The organism is Terracoccus sp. 273MFTsu3.1, assembly GCF_000383675.1.
GTDB lineage: Bacteria > Actinomycetota > Actinomycetes > Actinomycetales > Dermatophilaceae > Terrabacter.
The window spans coordinates 1,074,487-1,093,277 of sequence record NZ_KB911820.1; the positions used below are offsets into that span (position 1 = coordinate 1,074,487).

At 72.2% G+C, this 18,791-nt stretch carries 13 protein-coding genes and 1 tRNA gene; 7 read left to right on the plus strand and 7 right to left on the minus strand.

Going from position 1 to position 18,791, the window contains the following annotated elements; genetic code table 11:
* The first annotated feature begins 6 nt into the window (after nucleotides 1-6).
* From ribA to H283_RS0105385, 5 genes are read left to right on the plus strand one after another with little or no spacing between them, the layout of a single operon-like run.
* Entirely contained in the window at nucleotides 7-621 is a 615-nt protein-coding gene (ribA, locus tag H283_RS0105365; RefSeq protein ID WP_020142493.1) for a GTP cyclohydrolase II, read from the plus strand.
* A gap of 54 nt (nucleotides 622-675) precedes the next feature.
* Nucleotides 676-2,136: a xanthine dehydrogenase small subunit gene (locus tag H283_RS0105370; RefSeq protein WP_020142494.1), complete on the plus strand. Its 1,461-nt coding sequence runs from the start codon at nucleotides 676-678 to the stop codon at nucleotides 2,134-2,136.
* Nucleotides 2,133-4,637, plus strand: a complete 2,505-nt coding sequence (gene xdhB / locus H283_RS24135) for a xanthine dehydrogenase molybdopterin binding subunit (RefSeq protein ID WP_051103525.1) — start codon at nucleotides 2,133-2,135, stop codon at nucleotides 4,635-4,637. Before H283_RS0105370 ends, xdhB begins: the two co-directional genes overlap by 4 nt.
* Nucleotide 4,638: 1 nt before the next feature.
* Nucleotides 4,639-5,499, plus strand: a complete 861-nt coding sequence (gene xdhC, locus H283_RS0105380) for a xanthine dehydrogenase accessory protein XdhC (protein ID WP_051103526.1) — start codon at nucleotides 4,639-4,641, stop codon at nucleotides 5,497-5,499.
* A complete protein-coding gene (locus H283_RS0105385) occupies nucleotides 5,496-6,806 on the plus strand; it encodes a guanine deaminase (RefSeq protein ID WP_020142497.1) in 1,311 nt (436 codons plus the stop codon). The genes xdhC and H283_RS0105385 overlap by 4 nt, the downstream gene beginning before the upstream one ends.
* A gap of 30 nt (nucleotides 6,807-6,836) precedes the next feature.
* On the opposite strand, the gene H283_RS0105390 is transcribed toward H283_RS0105385, so the two are convergent.
* The 3 genes from H283_RS0105390 to H283_RS0105400 all read right to left on the minus strand — a co-directional run bounded on the left by H283_RS0105390 (nucleotide 6,837) and on the right by H283_RS0105400 (nucleotide 11,425).
* On the minus strand, nucleotides 6,837-8,138 hold the full coding sequence (locus H283_RS0105390) for a glycosyltransferase (RefSeq protein ID WP_020142498.1): 1,302 nt from the start codon (nucleotides 8,136-8,138) through the stop codon (nucleotides 6,837-6,839).
* The gene (locus H283_RS24140; RefSeq protein ID WP_020142499.1) at nucleotides 8,135-10,327 is read right to left on the minus strand and encodes a glycosyltransferase family 4 protein; all 2,193 of its coding nucleotides are present in this window, start codon (nucleotides 10,325-10,327) and stop codon (nucleotides 8,135-8,137) included. The genes H283_RS0105390 and H283_RS24140 overlap by 4 nt, the downstream gene beginning before the upstream one ends.
* A gap of 111 nt (nucleotides 10,328-10,438) precedes the next feature.
* Entirely contained in the window at nucleotides 10,439-11,425 is a 987-nt protein-coding gene (locus H283_RS0105400; protein WP_020142500.1) for a helix-turn-helix domain-containing protein, read from the minus strand.
* Nucleotides 11,426-11,657: 232 nt separating this feature from the next.
* Here H283_RS0105400 and H283_RS0105405 point away from each other — a divergent pair, with 232 nt between their 5' ends.
* On the plus strand, nucleotides 11,658-15,404 hold the full coding sequence (locus tag H283_RS0105405; RefSeq protein ID WP_020142501.1) for a S8 family serine peptidase: 3,747 nt from the start codon (nucleotides 11,658-11,660) through the stop codon (nucleotides 15,402-15,404).
* 258 nt (nucleotides 15,405-15,662) lie between these two features.
* On the opposite strand, the gene H283_RS0105410 is transcribed toward H283_RS0105405, so the two are convergent.
* Together H283_RS0105410 and H283_RS0105415 are read right to left on the minus strand one after the other, a co-directional pair.
* Complete coding sequence (locus tag H283_RS0105410; RefSeq protein ID WP_043647956.1) at nucleotides 15,663-16,091, minus strand: pyridoxamine 5'-phosphate oxidase family protein; 429 nt, start codon at nucleotides 16,089-16,091, stop codon at nucleotides 15,663-15,665.
* A gap of 111 nt (nucleotides 16,092-16,202) precedes the next feature.
* Nucleotides 16,203-16,279, minus strand: a tRNA-Phe gene (locus H283_RS0105415).
* Nucleotides 16,280-16,515: 236 nt separating this feature from the next.
* On the opposite strand from H283_RS0105415, the gene H283_RS0105420 reads away from it, so the two are divergent.
* Nucleotides 16,516-17,082: a YceI family protein gene (locus tag H283_RS0105420; RefSeq protein ID WP_020142503.1), complete on the plus strand. Its 567-nt coding sequence runs from the start codon at nucleotides 16,516-16,518 to the stop codon at nucleotides 17,080-17,082.
* Here H283_RS0105420 and H283_RS0105425 read toward each other — a convergent pair whose 3' ends face one another.
* Both H283_RS0105425 and H283_RS0105430 read right to left on the minus strand, forming a co-directional pair.
* Nucleotides 17,083-17,604, minus strand: coding sequence for a hypothetical protein (locus H283_RS0105425; protein WP_043647959.1), 522 nt, complete (start codon nucleotides 17,602-17,604; stop codon nucleotides 17,083-17,085).
* Between the two features lie 161 nt (nucleotides 17,605-17,765).
* Nucleotides 17,766-18,788 (minus strand): M12 family metallopeptidase, encoded by a 1,023-nt coding sequence (locus tag H283_RS0105430; RefSeq protein WP_020142505.1) that lies wholly within the window; start codon nucleotides 18,786-18,788, stop codon nucleotides 17,766-17,768.
* Between the last annotated feature and the right edge of the window lie 3 nt (nucleotides 18,789-18,791).

The following is an 18,791-nucleotide window of genomic DNA, read 5'->3' on the forward strand; positions in this document are numbered from 1 at the left end:
ACCCACGTGCTCGTGCCGGTCACCTTCGCCGACGGCTTCGCGACGACGGCGCGTGTCTTCACCTTCGAGGGGCTGGTGGACGGCCGCGAGCACCTCGCGCTCGGTCTCGGGGACCGCTCGGCGGCACCCGGACCGGGAGCGTGTGACCGGGATCCGACGCCGACGCGACTGCACAGCGAGTGCCTGACCGGTGACGTCTTCGGCAGCGGGAGGTGCGACTGCGGGGCCCAGCTGCGCGAGTCGGTCGAGCGCCTCGACGCGAGCGGCGGGTTCCTGCTCTACCTGCGGCAGGAGGGGCGCGGCATCGGGCTCTATCCCAAGCTCGACGCCTACGTGCTCCAGGACGCGGGGCTCGACACCTACGAGGCGAACGTCGCCCTCGGCTACGGCGAGGACGAGCGCGACTACACCGTGGCCGCCCAGATGCTCGGGGCGCTGGGCGTCAGCCGGATCGCCCTGCTCAGCAACAACCCCGACAAGGCCGAGCAGCTCCGGGCGCTCGGGGTCACGGTGGCCCGTCGCGTCCCGACCGCTCTCCACCTGTCCGACGCGAACGCCCACTACCTCGCGACCAAGGCCGTGCGCGGCGCACACACCCTCGACCTGCACGTCCAGCCCTGATTGACCGCGGCCGCCGGCGGTGCATCATGGGTCCGTGGACGACGGGACTTTCGGATGACGCCGGGGCAGCGCCTCTCGGTGACGGTCAACGGCACCGAGCGCGGTCTCGCGGGCACTGACCCTGCCACCAACGCCCTCGACTGGCTGCGGGGGCAGGGGCTCACCGGGGCCAAGGAGGGGTGCGCCGAGGGCGAGTGCGGCGCCTGCGCGGTCCTCGTGGCCCGCCCGGACGGTGGGTCGGGCACCGAGTGGACCGCCGTCAACGCCTGTCTCGTGCCGGCTGCCTCGTTGGACGGACAGGAGGTCGTCACCGCCGAGGGGCTGGGGACGCCGGACCACCTGCACCCCGTACAGCATGAGATGGCGGTGCGAGGTGGGTCGCAGTGCGGCTACTGCACGCCCGGCTTCGTCTGCTCGATGGCTGCCGAGTACTACCGCGCCGACCGGCAGGACGACACTGCCCGCGTGGGCAGCGACGCGCACGAGTCGGGGCCGAACGGTTTCCGGCTCGGGGCGCTGTCCGGCAACCTGTGCCGGTGCACCGGCTACCGGCCCATCCGTGACGCAGCCTTCGCGCTCGCGTCCCCGGCGGCCGACGACGTGCTCGCCTTGCGGCGGTCGGATGCGCCGCGACCCCCGGTCGGGACCCGGCTCTCGGGGGACACCGGCACGTATGCCCGTGCTGCCGACCTCGACGAGGCGCTCGACCTGCTCACGGACCATCCGGACGCGGTGGTCGTCGCGGGCTCGACCGACTGGGGCGTCGACGTGAGCCTCCGCGGCGCCCGGGCGCGGTTCGTCATCGGCATCGACCGTCTGCCCGAGCTGCGCCGCGTGGAGGTCGGTGACGATGCCGTCGAGATCGGCGCCGCGTTGACCCTCACCGAGCTGGAACGCGAGCTGGCGGGACGGATCCCCCTGCTCGACCAGGTGTTCCCCCAGTTCGCTTCCCGGCTCATCCGCAACGGTGCGACCCTCGGCGGAAACGTGGGCACGGCCTCGCCGATCGGTGACCTCCCGCCCGCGCTGCTCGCGCTCGAGGCCGTCGTGGTACTCGCGAGCCCGGACGGCGACCGGCAGGTGCCGCTCGCCGACTACTGGACCGGGTACCGGCAGAGCGTGCGTCGCCCCGACGAGCTCATCCGTGCGGTGCGGATCCCGCTGCCGCTCAGCCCGACCACCGCCTTCCACAAGATCGCCAAGCGGCGCTACGACGACATCTCCAGCGTCGCCGTCGCCGTGGCCCTCGACGTCGTCGACGGCTCCGTGCGTCGGGCGCGCATCGGTCTCGGTGGCGTGGCGGCCACACCCGTCAGGGCGCTCGCCACCGAGGCGGCCCTGGAAGGTCGGGCCTGGACGACGTCGACGGTGCAGGCCGCAGCCGAGGTGATGCGGGGGGAAGGTACCCCTCTCGACGACCACCGCGCCAGCGCGGCCTACCGCAGCGCGGTGCTCGGCACCTCGCTCCTCCGCGTGCTGGCGGACGAGCAGCCCGAGCGGCGGGTGGACGCATGACGACCCTGTCCCGCCAGCCTGCGGATCCAGTTGTCGGACAGCCGATTCCGCACGAGTCCGCCACCTTGCACGTCACCGGCGCGGCCCTCTACACCGATGACCTCAGCGTGCGGACCCACGGGGTCCTGCACGCGCACCCCGTCCAGGCCCCCCATGCGCACGCCCACGTGACGCGCCTCGACCCCACCGCTGCGCTCACCGTTCCGGGCGTCGTGCGCGTGCTCACTGCCGCCGACGTGCCCGGCGTCAACGACGCCGGCGTCAAGCACGACGAGCCGCTCTTCCCGTCCGAGGTGATGTTCTTCGGGCACGCCGTGTGCTGGGTCCTGGCCGACACCCTCGAGGCGGCACGGCTCGGGGCCCTGGCGGTCGAGGTGGACTACGAGCCGCTTCCCTCGATCGTCGGCGTCCGCGAGGCGATCGAGGCGGGCAGCTTCCAGGGAGGCCAGCCTCGACTCGAGCGCGGCGCCGTCGACGACGCCTTCGTCGCAGCCGACCACGTGTTCAGCGGCGAGCTCGACCTGGCCGGCCAGGAGCACTTCTACCTCGAGACGCACTGCTCGCTCGCGCACGTCGACGAGGGCGGGCAGGTCTTCGTCCAGAGCAGCACCCAGCACCCGACGGAGACCCAGCAGATCGTGGCCCACGTGCTCGGCCTGGCGAGCCATGCCGTCACGGTCCAGTGCCTGCGGATGGGAGGCGGCTTCGGCGGCAAGGAGATGCAGCCGCACGGCTACGCGGCCGTCGCGGCGCTGGGAGCCGTCCTGACCGGGCGGCCGGTGCGCCTGCGCCTGACCCGGACCCAGGACCTGACGATGACGGGCAAGCGACACGGCTTCCACGCGCAGTGGCGTGCCGCGTTCGACGGCGACGGTCGCATCCAGGCGCTCGATGCCACCCTGACCTCCGACGGTGGCTGGAGCCTCGACCTCTCCGAACCCGTCCTGGCCCGGGCGCTCTGTCACGTCGACAACGCGTACTGGATCCCCCACCTGCGCGTCGACGGGCGGATCGCCTTGACCCACAAGACGTCCCAGACGGCATTCCGCGGGTTCGGCGGGCCCCAGGGGATGCTCGTCATCGAGGACGTCCTCGGTCGCTGCGCTCCGTTGCTCGGGATCGACCCCGTGGAGCTGCGTCGCCGCAACTTCTACACCGCGGGCCAGGAGACGCCGTACGGCCAGGTCGTCCGTCACCCGGAGCGGGCGGTCGCCTGCTGGGACCAGGTGCGCACGACCGGCGAGCTCGCGGAGCGTTCGGTGGCGATCGCCGCGTTCAACGCGTCCCACGAGCACACGAAGCGGGCCGTGGCGGTCACGCCGGTGAAGTTCGGGATCTCCTTCAACTTCACCGCCTTCAACCAGGCCGGGGCGCTCGTGCACGTCTACAAGGACGGCTCGGTCCTCATCACGCACGGTGGGACCGAGATGGGCCAGGGCCTGCACACGAAGATGCTGCAGGTCGCCGCCACGTCGCTGGCCGTGCCGCTGTCGCTCGTCCGGCTGGCGCCGACGCGCACCGACAAGGTTCCCAACACGTCCGCCACCGCGGCGAGCTCGGGCGCCGACCTCAACGGGGCGGCCGTCAAGGACGCCTGCGAGCAGATCCTGGACCGGCTCCGTGCCGTGGCCGCTGCCCGGCTCGGCGTGCCGGGCGAGGACGTTCGGTTCGAGGACGGGCACGCGCGAGCGGCAGCAGAAGCACCGGGTGCGTCGGCTGCGTCCGGTGCGTCCGGTGCATCGGGGGAGGCCGAGGTGGCGTGGGCCGATCTCGTGAGCGAGGCCTACTACCAACGGGTCCAGCTCTGGGCCGCCGGTTTCTACCGCACCGAGGGCCTCCACTGGGACTCGACGACGATGCACGGCTCGCCGTTCAAGTACTACTCCTACGGTGCTGCCGCGGCCGAGGTGGAGGTCGACGGCTTCACCGGTGCCTACCGGTTGCGCCGCGTGGACATCGTGCACGACGTGGGTGACTCGCTCTCCCCCCTCGTCGACGTCGGACAGGTCGAGGGCGGCTTCGTGCAGGGGGCGGGCTGGCTCACTCTCGAGGACCTCCGGTGGGACGACTCCACCGGCTCGTCACGCGGCCGCCTCGCCACGGCGTCGGCGAGCACCTACAAGCTGCCGAGCTTCTCCGAGATGCCCGAGGTCTTCAACGTCGCCCTCCTCGAGCGCGCCACCGAGGACGGTGTCGTCTACGGGTCCAAGGCCGTCGGGGAGCCGCCGCTCATGCTCGCCATCTCCGTCCGCGAGGCCCTGCGTCAGGCGGCCGCGGCGTTCGGGCCGGCCGGCACGCAGGTCGACCTCGCGTCACCGGCCACCCCCGAGGCGGTCTTCTGGGCCGTCCAGCAGGCGCGGGGAGCGGGCCAGCCGCCGCACACGGTGGCGGTCGTGCGGGAAGGCTCGGAGGGCGTGGGCGTCGCGCCCGAGCGCGCGGACCCCGACGGGCACCCGCTGCGCCCGCACTCGGAGCAGGTCGCCGCCGGCAGGGGTGACTGACGTGCACTGGCTCTCGGCAGCCCAGCGGCTGCGTGCGGACCGGGTCCCCGGCGTGCTCGTGACGGTCGCGGCCGTCCGCGGCCACGCTCCGCGAGAGCCCGGGGCCAAGATGGTCGTCTCGCCCGACGACACGTGGGGCAGCATCGGCGGCGGCAACCTCGAGGCGACGGCCATCGAGCGGGCTCGAGCGATGCTCGGGCGGGGTGAGGTCGACCCCGCGGAGCTCGACCTGGCCCTCAACGAGCGAGCACCCGTCGAGCACGGCCAGCAGTGCTGCGGCGGCGACGTGTCGCTGCTGCTCGAGCCGCTGCCCGTCGTGCCCTCGGTGGCGATCTTCGGGATGGGGCACGTCGGCGTCGAGCTGGCGCGCATCCTGAGCCGGCACGATCTCGAGCTGCACCTCATCGACGGCCGCGCCGACCGCCTCGCCCCGAATCGCCTTGCGGCGCTGGACGACGCTGTGGCCGGCGTCCACGTCCACCACGCGCCCGTGCCGGAGCTCGTGCTCGGGCAGGTCCCCCGCGGCACGCACGTGCTCGTCATGACCCATGACCACGCGGAGGACGTCGCGTTGTGCGACGCCGCCCTGAGATGCTCGCACCTGGGCTCGATCGGCCTCATCGGGTCGTCGGCGAAGTGGCGCCGGTTCGAGCAACGCCTTGCGGCAGAGGGCCACTCGGCGCAGGAGCTGAGCAGGATCACGACCCCGATCGGGGCGCCCGGGCTCACCGGCAAGAGCCCGGCGACCATCGCCGTGGCGGTCGCGGCAGACCTGCTCGCGCTCTTCGAGCGGGAGCGGCAGGCGGAGCACCCGACAGGCCCTGCACCCCCGACACTCCCGACGCGGGGCAGCCGTCCGTGACGATCTTCCGGGCGCGTGTCCTCGACACGCCGACCAGCCCCTTCACCGGCGGCTCGCTCCGGTCCGACGACGACTGCGGGCTGCTCGTCTGCGACGGCGTCATCACGGAGCGCGGCCCGTTCGGCGTCGTGAGCGCCGGCCACGCCGACGAGCCGGTCCTCGACCTGCGCGAGGGCCTGCTCCTCCCCGGGCTCGTCGACACGCACGTCCACTTTCCCCAGGTGCGCGTCATCGGCGGGCTCGGCCTGCCGCTGCTCGACTGGCTGGACCGCTACGCCCTGCCGGAGGAGATGCGGCTCGCCGACGTCGACCACGCCCGGGGCGTGGCACGTGACTTCGTGGCAGGGCTCGTCGACGCCGGGACGACGACCGCGCTCGTCTTCGGGGCCCACCAGGCCCCGGCCGTCGACGCGATGTTCGAGGCGGCCGACCACTGGGGCCTGCGGGTCACGACCGGCCTCGTGACCTCGGACCGGCTGCTGCCCGAGCCGCTGCTCACGACCGCCGAGCGTGCCCACGCCGAGTCGCTGGACCTCGCGGCGCGCTGGCACGGCAAGGGCCGACTGCGCTACGCCGTCACCCCCCGCTTCTCCCTCTCGGCGAGCGAGGCGATGCTCGAGTCCTGCGCGGCCACCTTTGCCGAGGTGCGTGGGTCGCTCTTCACCTCGCACCTCAACGAGAACCTCCATGAGATCAGCGAGGTCGCCGCGCTCTTCGGCGGGGCCTCCTACGTCGACACCTACGACCGCTTCGGCCTCGTCACGCCGAGGTCGGTGCTGGCGCACGACGTCCACCCGACCGACGCCGAGCTGAGGACGCTCGCCGCGCGCGGCGCCGCCGTGGCGCACTGCCCCACGAGCAACGCGGCGCTGGGCAGCGGCCTCTTCCCCTTGCGCCGTCACGTCGAGGCCGGAGTACGCGTCGCCCTCGGCTCGGACGTCGGCGCCGGCACCGGCTTCTCGCTCTTCAAGGAGGGTCTGCAGGCCTACTTCGTCCAGCAGCTCCTCGGGCCGGACGGGATGCTGCTCACCTCGGCCCACCTGCTCTGGCTGAGCACCGGGGCGGGGGCCGACGCGCTCGGGCTGGGTGCCGAGGTGGGTGACCTCTCGGTCGGCAAGCAGTTCGACGCCGTCTGGGTGCTGCCGGAGCCGGGCGACCCGCTGGCGGTGGGCCTCGCCAACGCGTCATCACCCGACGACGCCCTGTCCAAGGTCTTCGCGCTGGGGACGACGTCCGACGTCGGAGGCGTCTGGGTCGGCGGCGACCAGATCGCCGCCGGGCGGTGGCGGAGTCCCCGGCACCGCTGAGCCGCTCCCGTCCGACGGAGGCGTATGCCCTCAGCTCGACAGGGCGTCTTGCGCGCGCCGGGGCCCCGGTTCGCTGCGCAGCGACGCGGCCAGCCGGTCCAGGGCCGGGCGGTCCAGGATGTCGGCGTCGCCCAGGAGGCGCTCCACCGCCGAGCGGATCTGCGCGGCGTCGGCACGGTTGGGGTCGAGCACCTCGCCCAGCCGCTGGTCCTCGACGGCGGCGGCGCCGGCGAACTGGTCGGTCGAGAGGGGGAGCAGCAGCAGGGGGACACCGGCCGTCAGTGACTCGGTGACACTGTTGTTGCCACCGTGCGAGACGGCCACGGACGCGTGACCGAGCAGGGTCACCTGCGGGAGCATCTCGCGTACGAGCCACGACTCGGGGAGTGCACCCAGCAGGGCACGCGGCGTCGATCCGTGGGCGAGGGCGACGCGGAGGTCCAGCGGGCGCAGCGCCTCGACGATGGTCGCGAGCAGGTCCGACCGGGCGGACAGGAAGCTGCCGAGACTGACGTAGACGACCGGCTCGTCGCTGCGGCCGAGCCACTCCTCGACCTGCTCGTCCGGGGCCTCGGCCCGCACCGCGGAGCCGAGGAAGGTGTGCCGCGGCAGGAGCGCGGTGCGCTCGGAGTCGTGCAGCTCCGCGGGGTAGTTGAGCAGGAGGACGTCGCCGGTCTCGGCGAAGGCGTCCGTGCTCGGCGCGGCTCCGGGCGACAGCTTCGCCAGCGCAGCGTTCCACTGCGCCGTGAAGTCGTCGCGCACCTGCTCCGAGAGGCTCCGCAGCTCGGCGAGGGAGCCCGCCTCGGGCGTGAAAGCGCGCGGCCACGCGGGTGGGTAGCCGTAGACCTCGTCGCCGACGGTGAGGGCGGACGGGTGCCCCAGGACGACGTCGGCGTGGCTCGTGCCGCGGCTGGCAAGACCCAGCCGGGCCCCGAAGGCGAGATGGTCGACGATGACCGTGTCGGGGCGCACCCGGTCGACGACGTCGTGCACGGCCCGGGCCACCCCCACGGCGTTCCAGAGCAGGTCGACGCCGCGGGCGCGCGCCTGGTAGGCCAGCGTCTCGACGGCGCCGAGCCTCGTCGCCTCGAAGAAGCCACGCAGGGAGTCGTCCTCGCCGGCCGGCTGCTCCTCCGCGCGGATGACGCCCGGGTTCGAGCCGCGCCCCAGCTGGAGGTGCTCGCGCTCGTAGCCGAAGGCGGTGACGAGGGATCCGGTGGCCGCGCCGGTGGCCACCACGACACGCTCACCCGCGTCCCGCCAGGCTGTGGCGAGGGTGGCGAGCGGGTAGAGGTGGGAGGCGTAGTCGGGGCTGATGACGAGCAGCGTCACGAGGCCCCCTCCACGGCGTCGGACAGATGCGCCCCGCGGTGCGGCTGCGGTGCCACCTGACGGTAGACCGCGGCGAGCGATGCTGCCATCGTGTCGATGCCGAACCTCGTTCGCACCATGTCGCGGGCCTGCTCGGCCCTGGTGCCGGCATCCGGTTCCGCGGCGAGGTCGAGCGCGGCATGGGTGGCGCTCGCGAGGGCGGCGGCGGTAGACGTGTCGGTCAGGATGCCTGTCTTCCCGTGCGCGACGTAGGTCGCCGGGCCGCCACCGTCGGGCGCGACGACGACGAGCCCGACGGCCATCGCCTCGAGGATCGCGATGCCGAACTCCTCCTTGAGGCTCGCGCTGACGTAGACCCCGGGCGGCGCCGTGTCGCCCGGCCGTCCGCGCAGCCGCGCGAGCCACGCGATGGTCGTCGCGTTGGGGCGGTGCCCGGCCAGGAGGAGCCCCTGGTCGGCCGCCTCGCCGGGCGGCACGACGGCGTCGATGCGGGCCAGCTCGGCGGCCTCCTCGGCGCTCGGGTGGTCGAGGTCGCCGCCCACGACGAGCAGGTTGCAGCGCTCGCACAGCCGGGCGTCCTCGCGCCAGGCCCGCACGAGGGTCGCCATCCCCTTGACGGGGTTGAGCCGACCCACCGACACGACGGTCGGCAGCGCCCGGCGGTCGTCGGGCAGGGTGTCGAGGAGGGCGTCGAGCTCGTCGAGGGCGGCCGCGACGCCGGACCCGCGGGGTCGTCCGGACCTGTCCAGCGCCTCACCGACGATGCGGTCGACACCTGCCACGTCGATGCCCTCGCCGACGACGTCGAGGCGCTCTCGCTGTGCCTCGACGTCGATCCCGAGGTAGCGCCGCAGGTCGTCGCCGACCCGGGGGCGTGGGAAGAGCACGAGGTGGGAGGCGCGAGCGGCGAGGTCGCGCAGCAGGTGGTCGCGGAACCACAGGTGCTCCTTGAGATCGGCCTCGCCGAACCGGGCCCGGGTCAGGGTCCCGGCGCGGTCCCGCGCGTCGATGAGGGCCTGGGGGTCGGGGGCGACGGTCAGCACGACGGGGATGCCGAGCTCGCCCGCCAACTCGGCGGCGGCCATGGACCCGACGTCGGCCATCCGCAGGTGGATCGCGTCGACACGGCCCGCGGCCCGGAGGACCCGGCGGATCCCGCGGCGCGCCGCGACTCGCGCCGGCCACGCCCGGGCCACTCCGAGAGGGCCGGACAGCGGCACCCTGGCGTAGTGGTGGCCGGTCGCTAGCAGCGAGGAGCCGGCGGGGGCTCCGGGTGCGGCGGACGGGCGCCCCGACGGGAACTGGGCCGGGTCGGGGCTGCCGCCCGACACGGTGATGACCCGAGACACCGCTGCCTCGCCGCGCAACAGGGCGTCCCCGAGGTGGACGAGCAGCGTGGCGATGCCACCGGTGTCGCCTTGGCCCGAGTGGTGCAGCCGCCCGTCGATGTCGGAGTGGAGGAAGAGCTGCACGACGGTCAGCCCGTCGGGGACGGGCGGCACGGGTGCCGGTCTCAGGTCGAAGAGGGCGAGCCGGGCGGTCTGGGCCAGAGGGCCGACCGTGCGGGCCAACGAGACGAGGAGCGCCTCGGCGCTGTGGCCGGCCGCAGGTCCCTCGCCGAGGGCGGCCGTCGCAGCCGCGCGCACCGGGAGCACCTCGGTGTCGTCTGCCGCGAGAGCGATGAGCGCCGTCGTGGTCGCCGCTCCGGGCACCAGCCCCAGCGTCTCGGCCAGTCGCGCACGGCCGTCGTCGTCGGCCGATGCCGCCAGACCGGCCAGCACGGCCCCGCGCACGCGGTCCGGCTGCTGTGCCGCCCAGCTCTCGAGGGTGCGCTGGGCCAGCATTCCGGTGAAGCCGCCGTCGCGGCTCGCGTCGACGAGGTGGGGCAGCGCGCCGTCGACCGGAGTCGTGTGCCGCAGCGCGTCGAGCGCGTGCTCGGCCACGTGGCGCCGTCCGTCCCGCGCCAGCTCCGCGAGCACCGGCGCCGCGGCGGGGTCGCCGCAGACGGCGAGCGCGTGGACGGCCGCGAGGGCGGTGAGGGGGTCGCCGGAGCGCGCCGCCGAGGTCAGGTCACCGAGGACGTCACCGCCGGACCGCGCAGTGACGTCGGCGAGCGTCGACGCCGCCCGCATGGCCTCGAGGAGGGTGGGAGCGGTCCGGACCATCTCGAGGGCGGAGCGGGGGTCCATGCTGCTGACCCTAGGTGCCTCACCGCGAAAGTGTGCAACCTTTGTCCAAGGTTGGTCGACCATGCGGGGAAGCGTCGCCCACCTCGCCTGTCGGCGACGGTGGCCGTACAGCTACGGTCGCCGGAGCCAGCCCTTCTCGTGTGCCGCCCAACCGAGCTGGATGCGGCTATTGGCACCAGTGGCATCCATGAGCGAACGGACGCGGCGCTGGACGGTGCGCAGGCCGACGTCGAGCTGCCTCGCGACCAGGACGTCGGAGGCGCCGGTGATGAGGAGCGAGAGCACCTGGAGGTCGGTCTCGTCCGGCCCCGGCGCCGTCTGGACGAGCTCGTCGCTCTCCGGCGAGGCGAAGTTGAGCGGCCAGGCTTCGCGCCAGACGAAGTCGAACAGCGACAGGAGGGACTGGACGAGCCCCGTCGAGTGGATGACCAGGGCCGCCGGCTCCGGGGAGTCGGCATCGAGGGGAACCATCGCGGTGCGACGGTCGGCGATGACGAGCTTGGTCGGGACACGGTCGCTGATCCGGACCTCCTCGTCGCGGCGTATCACCGCCACGAGCTCGGTCTGCGACGTCTGCTCCAGCACGTCGCGCTCCAGCACGACCCGGTACCGGACGCCGCGGGCCGCCGCGATGTCCTCGGCCTGGTTCTCCGCCGCCGTCACGGCCGTCGGGTTGTCGGTGACGAGGACGCAGACCTCCTCGACGGCGCCCAGCTGCAGCTGGTGGAAGCGCTGACCGACTGCGCCGGCCCCGACGACCACCTCGACGAGATCGTGGACACTCCCCGCAGCATCGGTGCGGTGCGCCTCCGCCAGCCGGGCAGCCACGAGCTCAGCCTGATCGAGCTCGTGCCGGCGGTCGTTGAGGAGGGCACGCAGCGCGATTCCCGGCGGTGCCGCCACCCAGCGGCCGGGCGTGGCGGCCGACTGCGCCACCAGCCCCATGCGCTCCAGGCCGACGAGACTCTCCTCGACCTCCGCGCTCGAGAGCTGGCACCGATGGGTGAGGTCGTCGACGAACGTGCCACCCAGCCCGACGAGGGTGCGGTAGAGCGTGGACTCCGCCGGGCCGAGCCCCAGCGCGGCAAGCGCTTCCACCGCTGCTCCTTCCGGTACGTCCGACGTCGTTCGGGCGGGTGGCGCACCTGCGCCATGACGCATAACCGCCGCAGGCACATTGTTCCTGACGGTTCGCTCCTCGGGCACTGTGGCTCGCGGCGCCGGAATCCCACCCCCGGCGCCACCCTCACGCAGCGTGACCCGAACAGCGGGCTCGCGCCACACTCCCCGGAGGACCAGCATGCGCCCCATCTGGCGTCACACCCTAGGGGTGGCAACGGTTGCCATCGTTGCCGCCACCGCGGCCGCCCCCACCTCGGCCTTCGGCCAGGACTCAGGTGCCACCCCCCGCCCGATCGTCGGATCGCCCGCTGCCCACGCGGAGAGCGACGCCCCCAAGACCGTCACCCTGATCACGGGCGACAAGGTCCTCGTCACGGGGGCAGGTACCAACGCGCCGATCGTCACCGTGCTGCCGCGCGAGGACGGCACGGTGCCGTCTGTCGAGACGCGACGCGTCGGCAAGGACGTCTACGTCTATCCCGCCGATGCCGTGGACGCCCTGGCCTCGGGCAAGGTGGACGAGGAGCTCTTCAACGTGACCGGGCTCGTCGCCATGGGCTACGACGACGCCAGCACCGACAGCGTGCCGGTCATCGCGCGCTACACCACCGACCTCAGCCGGGCCCGCTCGGCACCGGTCACCCCGAAGGGCGCGGCGAAGGGTCAGACGCTGCACTCGATCGACGGCATCGCGCTCAAGGCCGGCAAGGCGCAGGCCGCTCACTTCTTCGCCGACGCGACAGACCCGTCCACCGCGGCGGGTGCCAAGATCGAGAAGATCTGGCTCGACGCCAAGGCGTACGCCACCCTCGACCAGTCGACCCAGCAGGTCAACGCCGACAAGGCCTGGGCAGAGGGCCTCAAGGGGGCCGGCACGAAGGTCGCCGTCCTCGACACGGGCGCCGACGCCGAGCACCCTGACCTGCAGGGGCGGATCGTGGCGTCCATGGACTTCACCGGATCAGCGGGTGGAGCGCTGTCGGACGTGCACGGTCACGGCACGCACACCGCCTCCACCGTCGGCGGCTCCGGCGCGGCGAGCGAGGGCGTCGAGAAGGGCGTCGCGCCCGAGACCCAGCTGCTCATCGGCAAGGTGCTCGGTGACAACGGTGGTGGTTCCGACTCGATGATCATCGGCGGCATGGAGTGGGCGGTCTCGCAGGGGGCCGACGTCGTGTCCATGAGCCTGGGGAGCAACGGGGCGCCTGCCGCCTGCAATGACCCGATGTCGTCCGCTGCGCAGGAGCTCGCCACCACGAGCTCCACGCTCTTCGTCATTGCGGCGGGCAACACGGGCTCGGCGAACAACACGGTCTCGGCTCCCGGCTGTGCGCCCGCCGTGCTGACGGTGGGCGCCGTGGACGGTCAGGACGTGCCGGCGTGGTTCTCCAGCCGCGGGCCCACCGCGGTCGACCACACCCTCAAGCCGGAGATCTCGGCGCCGGGCGTCGGCATCACCGCGGCGCGCTCAGGCGGGCGGGGCGACCACGCGTACGTCGCGATGTCAGGCACGTCGATGGCGACGCCGCACGTCGCCGGTGCCGCCGCCATCGTCAAGCAGACCCACCCGACCTGGACCGGGCAGCAGCTCAAGGCGGCTCTCGTGTCGTCGGCGAGGTCCGATGTTCCCGGTGACGTCCGCGCGCAGGGCGCGGGTCGACTGGATGTGATCGCCGCGGCGAAGGCCCCGGTCACGACCATGCCGGTGCAGGCCGGGACGTTCGCGTGGCCGCACACGAGCGCCCAGGTCACGACCATCGACCTTCCCTACACCAACGTCACCGACCAGCCGGTCACCCTCAAGCTGTCCGTCGCCGGTGTCACGGGTGACGACGGTTCGGCCGTCACGTCGACGCCGGCCGTCCTCGGAGCCTCGTCGGTGACCATCCCCGCTGGTGGCACCGTCAAGGTCCCGCTGAAGGTCGATCCGACCGCGAAGCTCACGGCCGCGCAGTACGGCGACGTCACGGGCCGCATCCTGGCCACCGGCGGCGCCAACGTGTCGACGCCCTTCTCGCTCTACGTCACTCCCCAGACGGTGCAGCTCACCGTCCGGATGAAGGACCGCCTCGGTCAGCCCGCCAACCTGGGTTCGAGCGTCGACGTGGTCAACATCGACTCCATCAAGGCGCAGCGCGCCTTCAACAACGGCGCCGCGGAGCAGACGTTCCAGGTGCGTCCCGGCACCTACTTCCTGTCGAGCTTCGTCAGGAGCCCGGACCCGACCTACCTGGCCGCCAACACCGTCGGCTCCATCGCCTACTTCGGCCGACCGGAGATCAAGATCACCGGCGACACGACCGTCGACTTCGACGCGACGAAGGCGCACCTGCTGTCGGTCAAGACGGACCGGCCCAGTGAGCCCAAGGCATCGGTCCTCTCGTTCTCCCGCACGTGGGACGACACGTGGATCCACGCCGGCTCCCTCAGCAGTGGTTCGACGACGACCGCCGTGTACGCCGACGTGCAGGGCAACCCCCAGCAGGGCACCTGGGAGTTCGGTGACTGGTCGCGCCGCTACGCGCCTGCCGTCGAGTCGCTCTCGGTCCTCGGCGGACCGGTGCTGCACCCGATCGCTGCGCCGAACGCGGTGCCCGGCCTCGACGGTGTCGGGACCGCCGACCTCGTCGACGGCGGCACCGGCTCGGTCTTCGACGCCTCCCGCACGAGTGGCAAGGTCGTCCTCGTGAAGGTCAGCATCGACGGCATCTCGCCGTCGATGGTCAACCGAGCCCGTGCAGCCGGTGTCAAGGCGCTGCTCGCCTACGCTCCCGCTCCCGGCAAATGGGTGCCCGTGACCGGCTACGCGCCCCTCGGCGTGGCCACATACTCCCTTCCGATGGCCGAGGGCGACCAGCTCCGGGCGCTTCTCGCTGCGGCTCCCGATGGTCAGGTGACGCTGTCCTGGAAGGCGACGGCCAGTAGCCCGTACGTCTACAACCTCGGCTTCACCCAGTCGACCCCGCTGACCGACGACAAGACGTTCGTCGCCCAGGACAAGAAGCTCGGCCGCACGGAGGCGGACTACAAGGGCATGGGTGTCGACACGCCGCTCCTGGACTACGTCTATGCCGGTCGTGACAACGGTGTCACCTTCGGTGTCTCCGCCTATGAGGCGGTCCACGTCGCGACCAAGCGCACCGAGTTCTACACCGACGGCGGCACGAAGTGGCTGCACTACCTCACGTCGAGCTTCCCCTTCGGAGAGGCGATGACCGAGGCCTGGCGCAGCTACCCAGCCGGCAGCGTCCGCACCGACAGCTGGTACGGCGGCATCGTCGCCCCGGCTGCGATCAAGAACAACCAGGGTCTCGAGCAGCTGACCGCCGAGCGGCAGGGTGGCCTGATGGGCTTCGCCCCCCAGATGTGGGGCGATGACTTCGGGCACGTGGCCAACCCCGGCAGCTTCGGTGACGAGGGCAACCTCACGCTGCGCCGCAACGGCGAGAAGATCGGCTACAGCTATGACCCCTACGGCGTCTTCGAGGTCCCGGCCGAGGACTCGGCCTATGAGCTGGAGATGAACAGCGGCAAGTTCGGGGGGCCGGCGAGGCAGTGGGCCCGTTCAACCGAGGTCAAGACCACGTGGGGCTTCCGTTCCGCGCTCGATCCCGACACGTTCTCCGTCGGTCTCCCGCTGCTCTTCCCGCGCGTCGGCCTGCCCGAGGTGGGCAGCAAGACCCTCGCGGCCTCGGCCGGGCAGGTGCTCCCGATCCGGGTCACCGGTCACGGTGGCTACGCCCCGGGCGACATCCGCTCGGCGAAGTTCGCCTTCTCCTACGACGGTGGCACGACGTGGACGGATGCTCCGGTGTCCAACCGGGCCGGCGTCTGGAGCGCGGTCGTCGACCACACGGGGGCCAGCGGCAAGACGGTGGCCACGCGCGTCGAGATCGCCGACAGCAAGGGCGCAACCGTGACGCAGGTCGTCAAGGCCGCTTACGCGGTGCGCTGACGAAGCGACAGAGGTAACAGCATGGCGGATGCCGTCCCCTCCCCGGAGGAGGGCGGCATCCGCCGTCCGGCTCGGTGGGTGCCAGGGACGACGACACGTCTCGAACGTGGGCCCGAGCGGCGGCTTCGGGGGTGCTGGCCAGGGGCGGGGTCGAACCGCAGACCCTTCCGATATCCGGTCGGGCGCTCGTGACCCGGACGGCGGTCCCGGTTCGAGGTGGATCGGGCGCCTCCGCCTTGAGGGGCGCGGGCCCGCGCGTCACGCCTCGCCGGCGGCCCACCCGGTGACCTGGACAATGCGGCACACGAGCACCCGGTGGAAGGGCTTGTCGGCGTACTGCGGCACCGCGCGGGCCAGCCGGTCCGCGAGGTCGTCGGTGAGCGAGGCCGGCGGGTCGGGCACGTGCTCGAGCTGGGCCCGGACCCACCACAGCCGCGACCAGTCCTCCGTCTCCCAGTGCTCGACGAGGAGGGACCCCCGGGGGTCGGCGGCCAGGTTGTCCTCGCGCTGCAGACGGGACGACGTCTTGGGCTTGACCGTGTCGATGGGAACACCGACGTGCCCGTCGTCGCTCACGGCATACACGACCGGCACGGGGTCGGGACCTCGCTCGGGGTGCAGGGTGCACAGCACGCCATGGACGTGCTCGCCCAGTCGGGACCTGGCCGTCGCCTCGCTCAACCTCATCGCCAGCGCTCCTCATCGTCGGGTGGTGCCCAGAACGTCTGGTACCAGCCTCGCCCATCCCGGGAACGACGAAACCGCAGGCCACACGACGGGGACCTGCGGTTTCGGGGGTGGTGGCCAGGGGCGGGGTCGAACCGCCGACCTTCCGATTTTCAGTCGGACGCTCGTACCAACTGAGCTACCTGGCCGCGACAACGAGTGGAACTATAGCCGACCCCTCGGGGCATCAGGCAAACCGCCCGCGGCTGGCGCATCGCGCGCGTGTGCGGGATCGTCGAGGGGTATGGGAAGGACGGCCGCCGGGGGCTCAGGCTCTGGACTGCGTGCTCCACTTGCCAACGAACGAGGCGATAGTGAAAGCTTCAAACACCCCGGGTCGTGAGAGGATGCCGCGACTCATCCATCCACCTGCAGGGGAGAGACCATGACCGACCACGGATCCGCCTTGAGCGGGGACTGGGACTTCGACCCGGCCCACACCCGTATCGGCTTCTCGGCCCGGCACGCGATGGTGACGACGGTGCGCGGCTCCTTCAACGACGTGACCGGCCGCCTCTACGCCGACCTCGACGACATGGCCAAGTCCTACGCCGAGGTCGTGCTCAAGGCCTCGAGCGTCGACACCCGCAACCAGCAGCGTGACGACCACCTGCGCAGCGCGGACTTCTTCGACGTCGAGAAGTGGCCCGACATCCGCTTCGAGAGCACGCAGATCGAGGAGGTCGAGGAGAACGCCTACATGGTCTCCGGCAACCTGACGATCCGCGACGTCACCAAGCCCGTCACGATCCCGATCGAGCTCATCGGCGTGCAGACCGACGCCATGGGTGCGCTGCGCGCCGGCTTCGAGGGCTCGCGCCGGATCAACCGACGCGACTTCGGCCTGGAGTGGAACATGCCGCTCGACGCCGGCGGCGTCCTCGTCTCCGAGAAGATCTCGCTCGAGTTCGAGATCTCCGCGGTCAAGCGCGGCACCGACCAGCAGGGCTGATCAGGCCCCCGGGCCCTTGGTGCGCACGTCGGCGACGTGCGACATCGCCTCGCGCAGCTCGCCGAGCCAGTCGCTCTCGTGCTGCCCGACGAGCTTGACGCACCAGGCGAGGGCCTCGGCGCGCGACCTCGCGACGCCGGCATCGACGAGCGTGTCGAGGACGAGTCGCTCCGGCTGGCGGAGCCGGGTCATCGCCGGGGCGGCGACGTGGGTGAACAGCTCCGTCCGGTCGCCGACGCGGACGGCCCACGACACCTTGCGCTCGAAGCGGTGCTCGGCCTCGCGGGCGATCTCGATGCGGCGACCACGGGTGTCCTCGCGGAACGCCTTGGCGCGCCCGGCGCGGGCCTCGTCCCGCTCGGCGTCGCTCGACCCGTCGGGCAGGTCGACGTCGGTGACGGTGAGGACGACGGTGATCTCCTCGCGGTCGACGGTGATCTCGGGCGGCGTGCTGCGCCACTCCTCGGGCAGGCGGCCGACGAACCAGCCGCGCACCCGCTCCAGTGCTTCATTGGTAATCATGTAATCAGGATTACTCCATTACGCATGATCGTCAATGCGTTACGCCCGGGGCAGAGCGCGAGGACGTATGCCGCCCGGTGGCGTGCGGACGGCATACGTCCTCGGTGGTGGGGTGGAGGTCCGCCCCAACGGGCTGTGGGGACGGAGTGGCGCGAGCCGGCTCAGCGCCGGCGGACCCGGATCGAGTAGGCCCCGGTCCCGCTCGGCCGGTAGTGACGCACCTGGGCGACGTAGCGGCCGGGGGTCAGCCCGGCCCGCACGCGCGCGTTGACGCCGTAGCCGCTGTCGTCGTCCTCGCCGACGAGGTCGGTGTCGCTGTTCGGTCCGAAGAGCGAGAGGTAGACGTCGGTCGAGCCGCGGGTCGTCACCTCGTAGAGCCCGTCGCTCGCGACGTCGAAGGCATAGAGGTCCTCCTCACCCGCGGCGCCGATCGAGCCCTCGACCTTCGGGCCGTCGACCGTCAGGGTCGCCGCATCGGTGACGACGGGAGCACCCTTGGGGTACATGGCTGCTCCCGCGACGAAGGCCTTGTCGAGCGAGGACAGCACGTCGTTCGCGTGCGTCGCCACGCCGTTGAGGGTCCACGTCGCCGGGAACGCGTAGAGCATGATCGAGTCGGGGTCGAACTGCGTCCCCTTGATCTGGTCGACGGCGTACTTCATGAAGACGTTGTGGCGCACCTTCGCCTCGTCCCAGCGGTTCGGCGGTCCGGCGAGGGCCGCGATGACGATCGGCTCGTTCCACTGGATGCCGCCCTGCGGGTTCGAGTGCTCGTGGGCGAGCCCGATGGCGTGGCCGAACTCGTGTCCAGCCGTGCCGCCGTCGAGGAAGCCGAGGTTCATCGTCGCCTCGTTGCTCGGGATGCCCTTGTTGTCGGTGCCGACGTAGGACCACGCGCCGTCGCTCGGGTCGAAGGAGACCCGGAGGTCGGCGTTCGGGTGGTCACCGAAGTCGAAGGAGATGTTGCACGTGGCCTGCCACCACGCGGCCTGCTCGCGTGCCTTCGCCTGCTGCGCGGGGGTGCCCTCGAGGAAGCGGACCTTGAGGGTCGTGCCGTTCATCCAGGCCTTGCCGATGGGCGATATCGCGCGGTCCGCGCCGTCCGGGCCGCGCTCGCGCCGATGAGGGCGCATCAGGTCCTTGGGAAGGATCCGGTCGAAGCACACGTGCGGTGCATCCGTCATGGC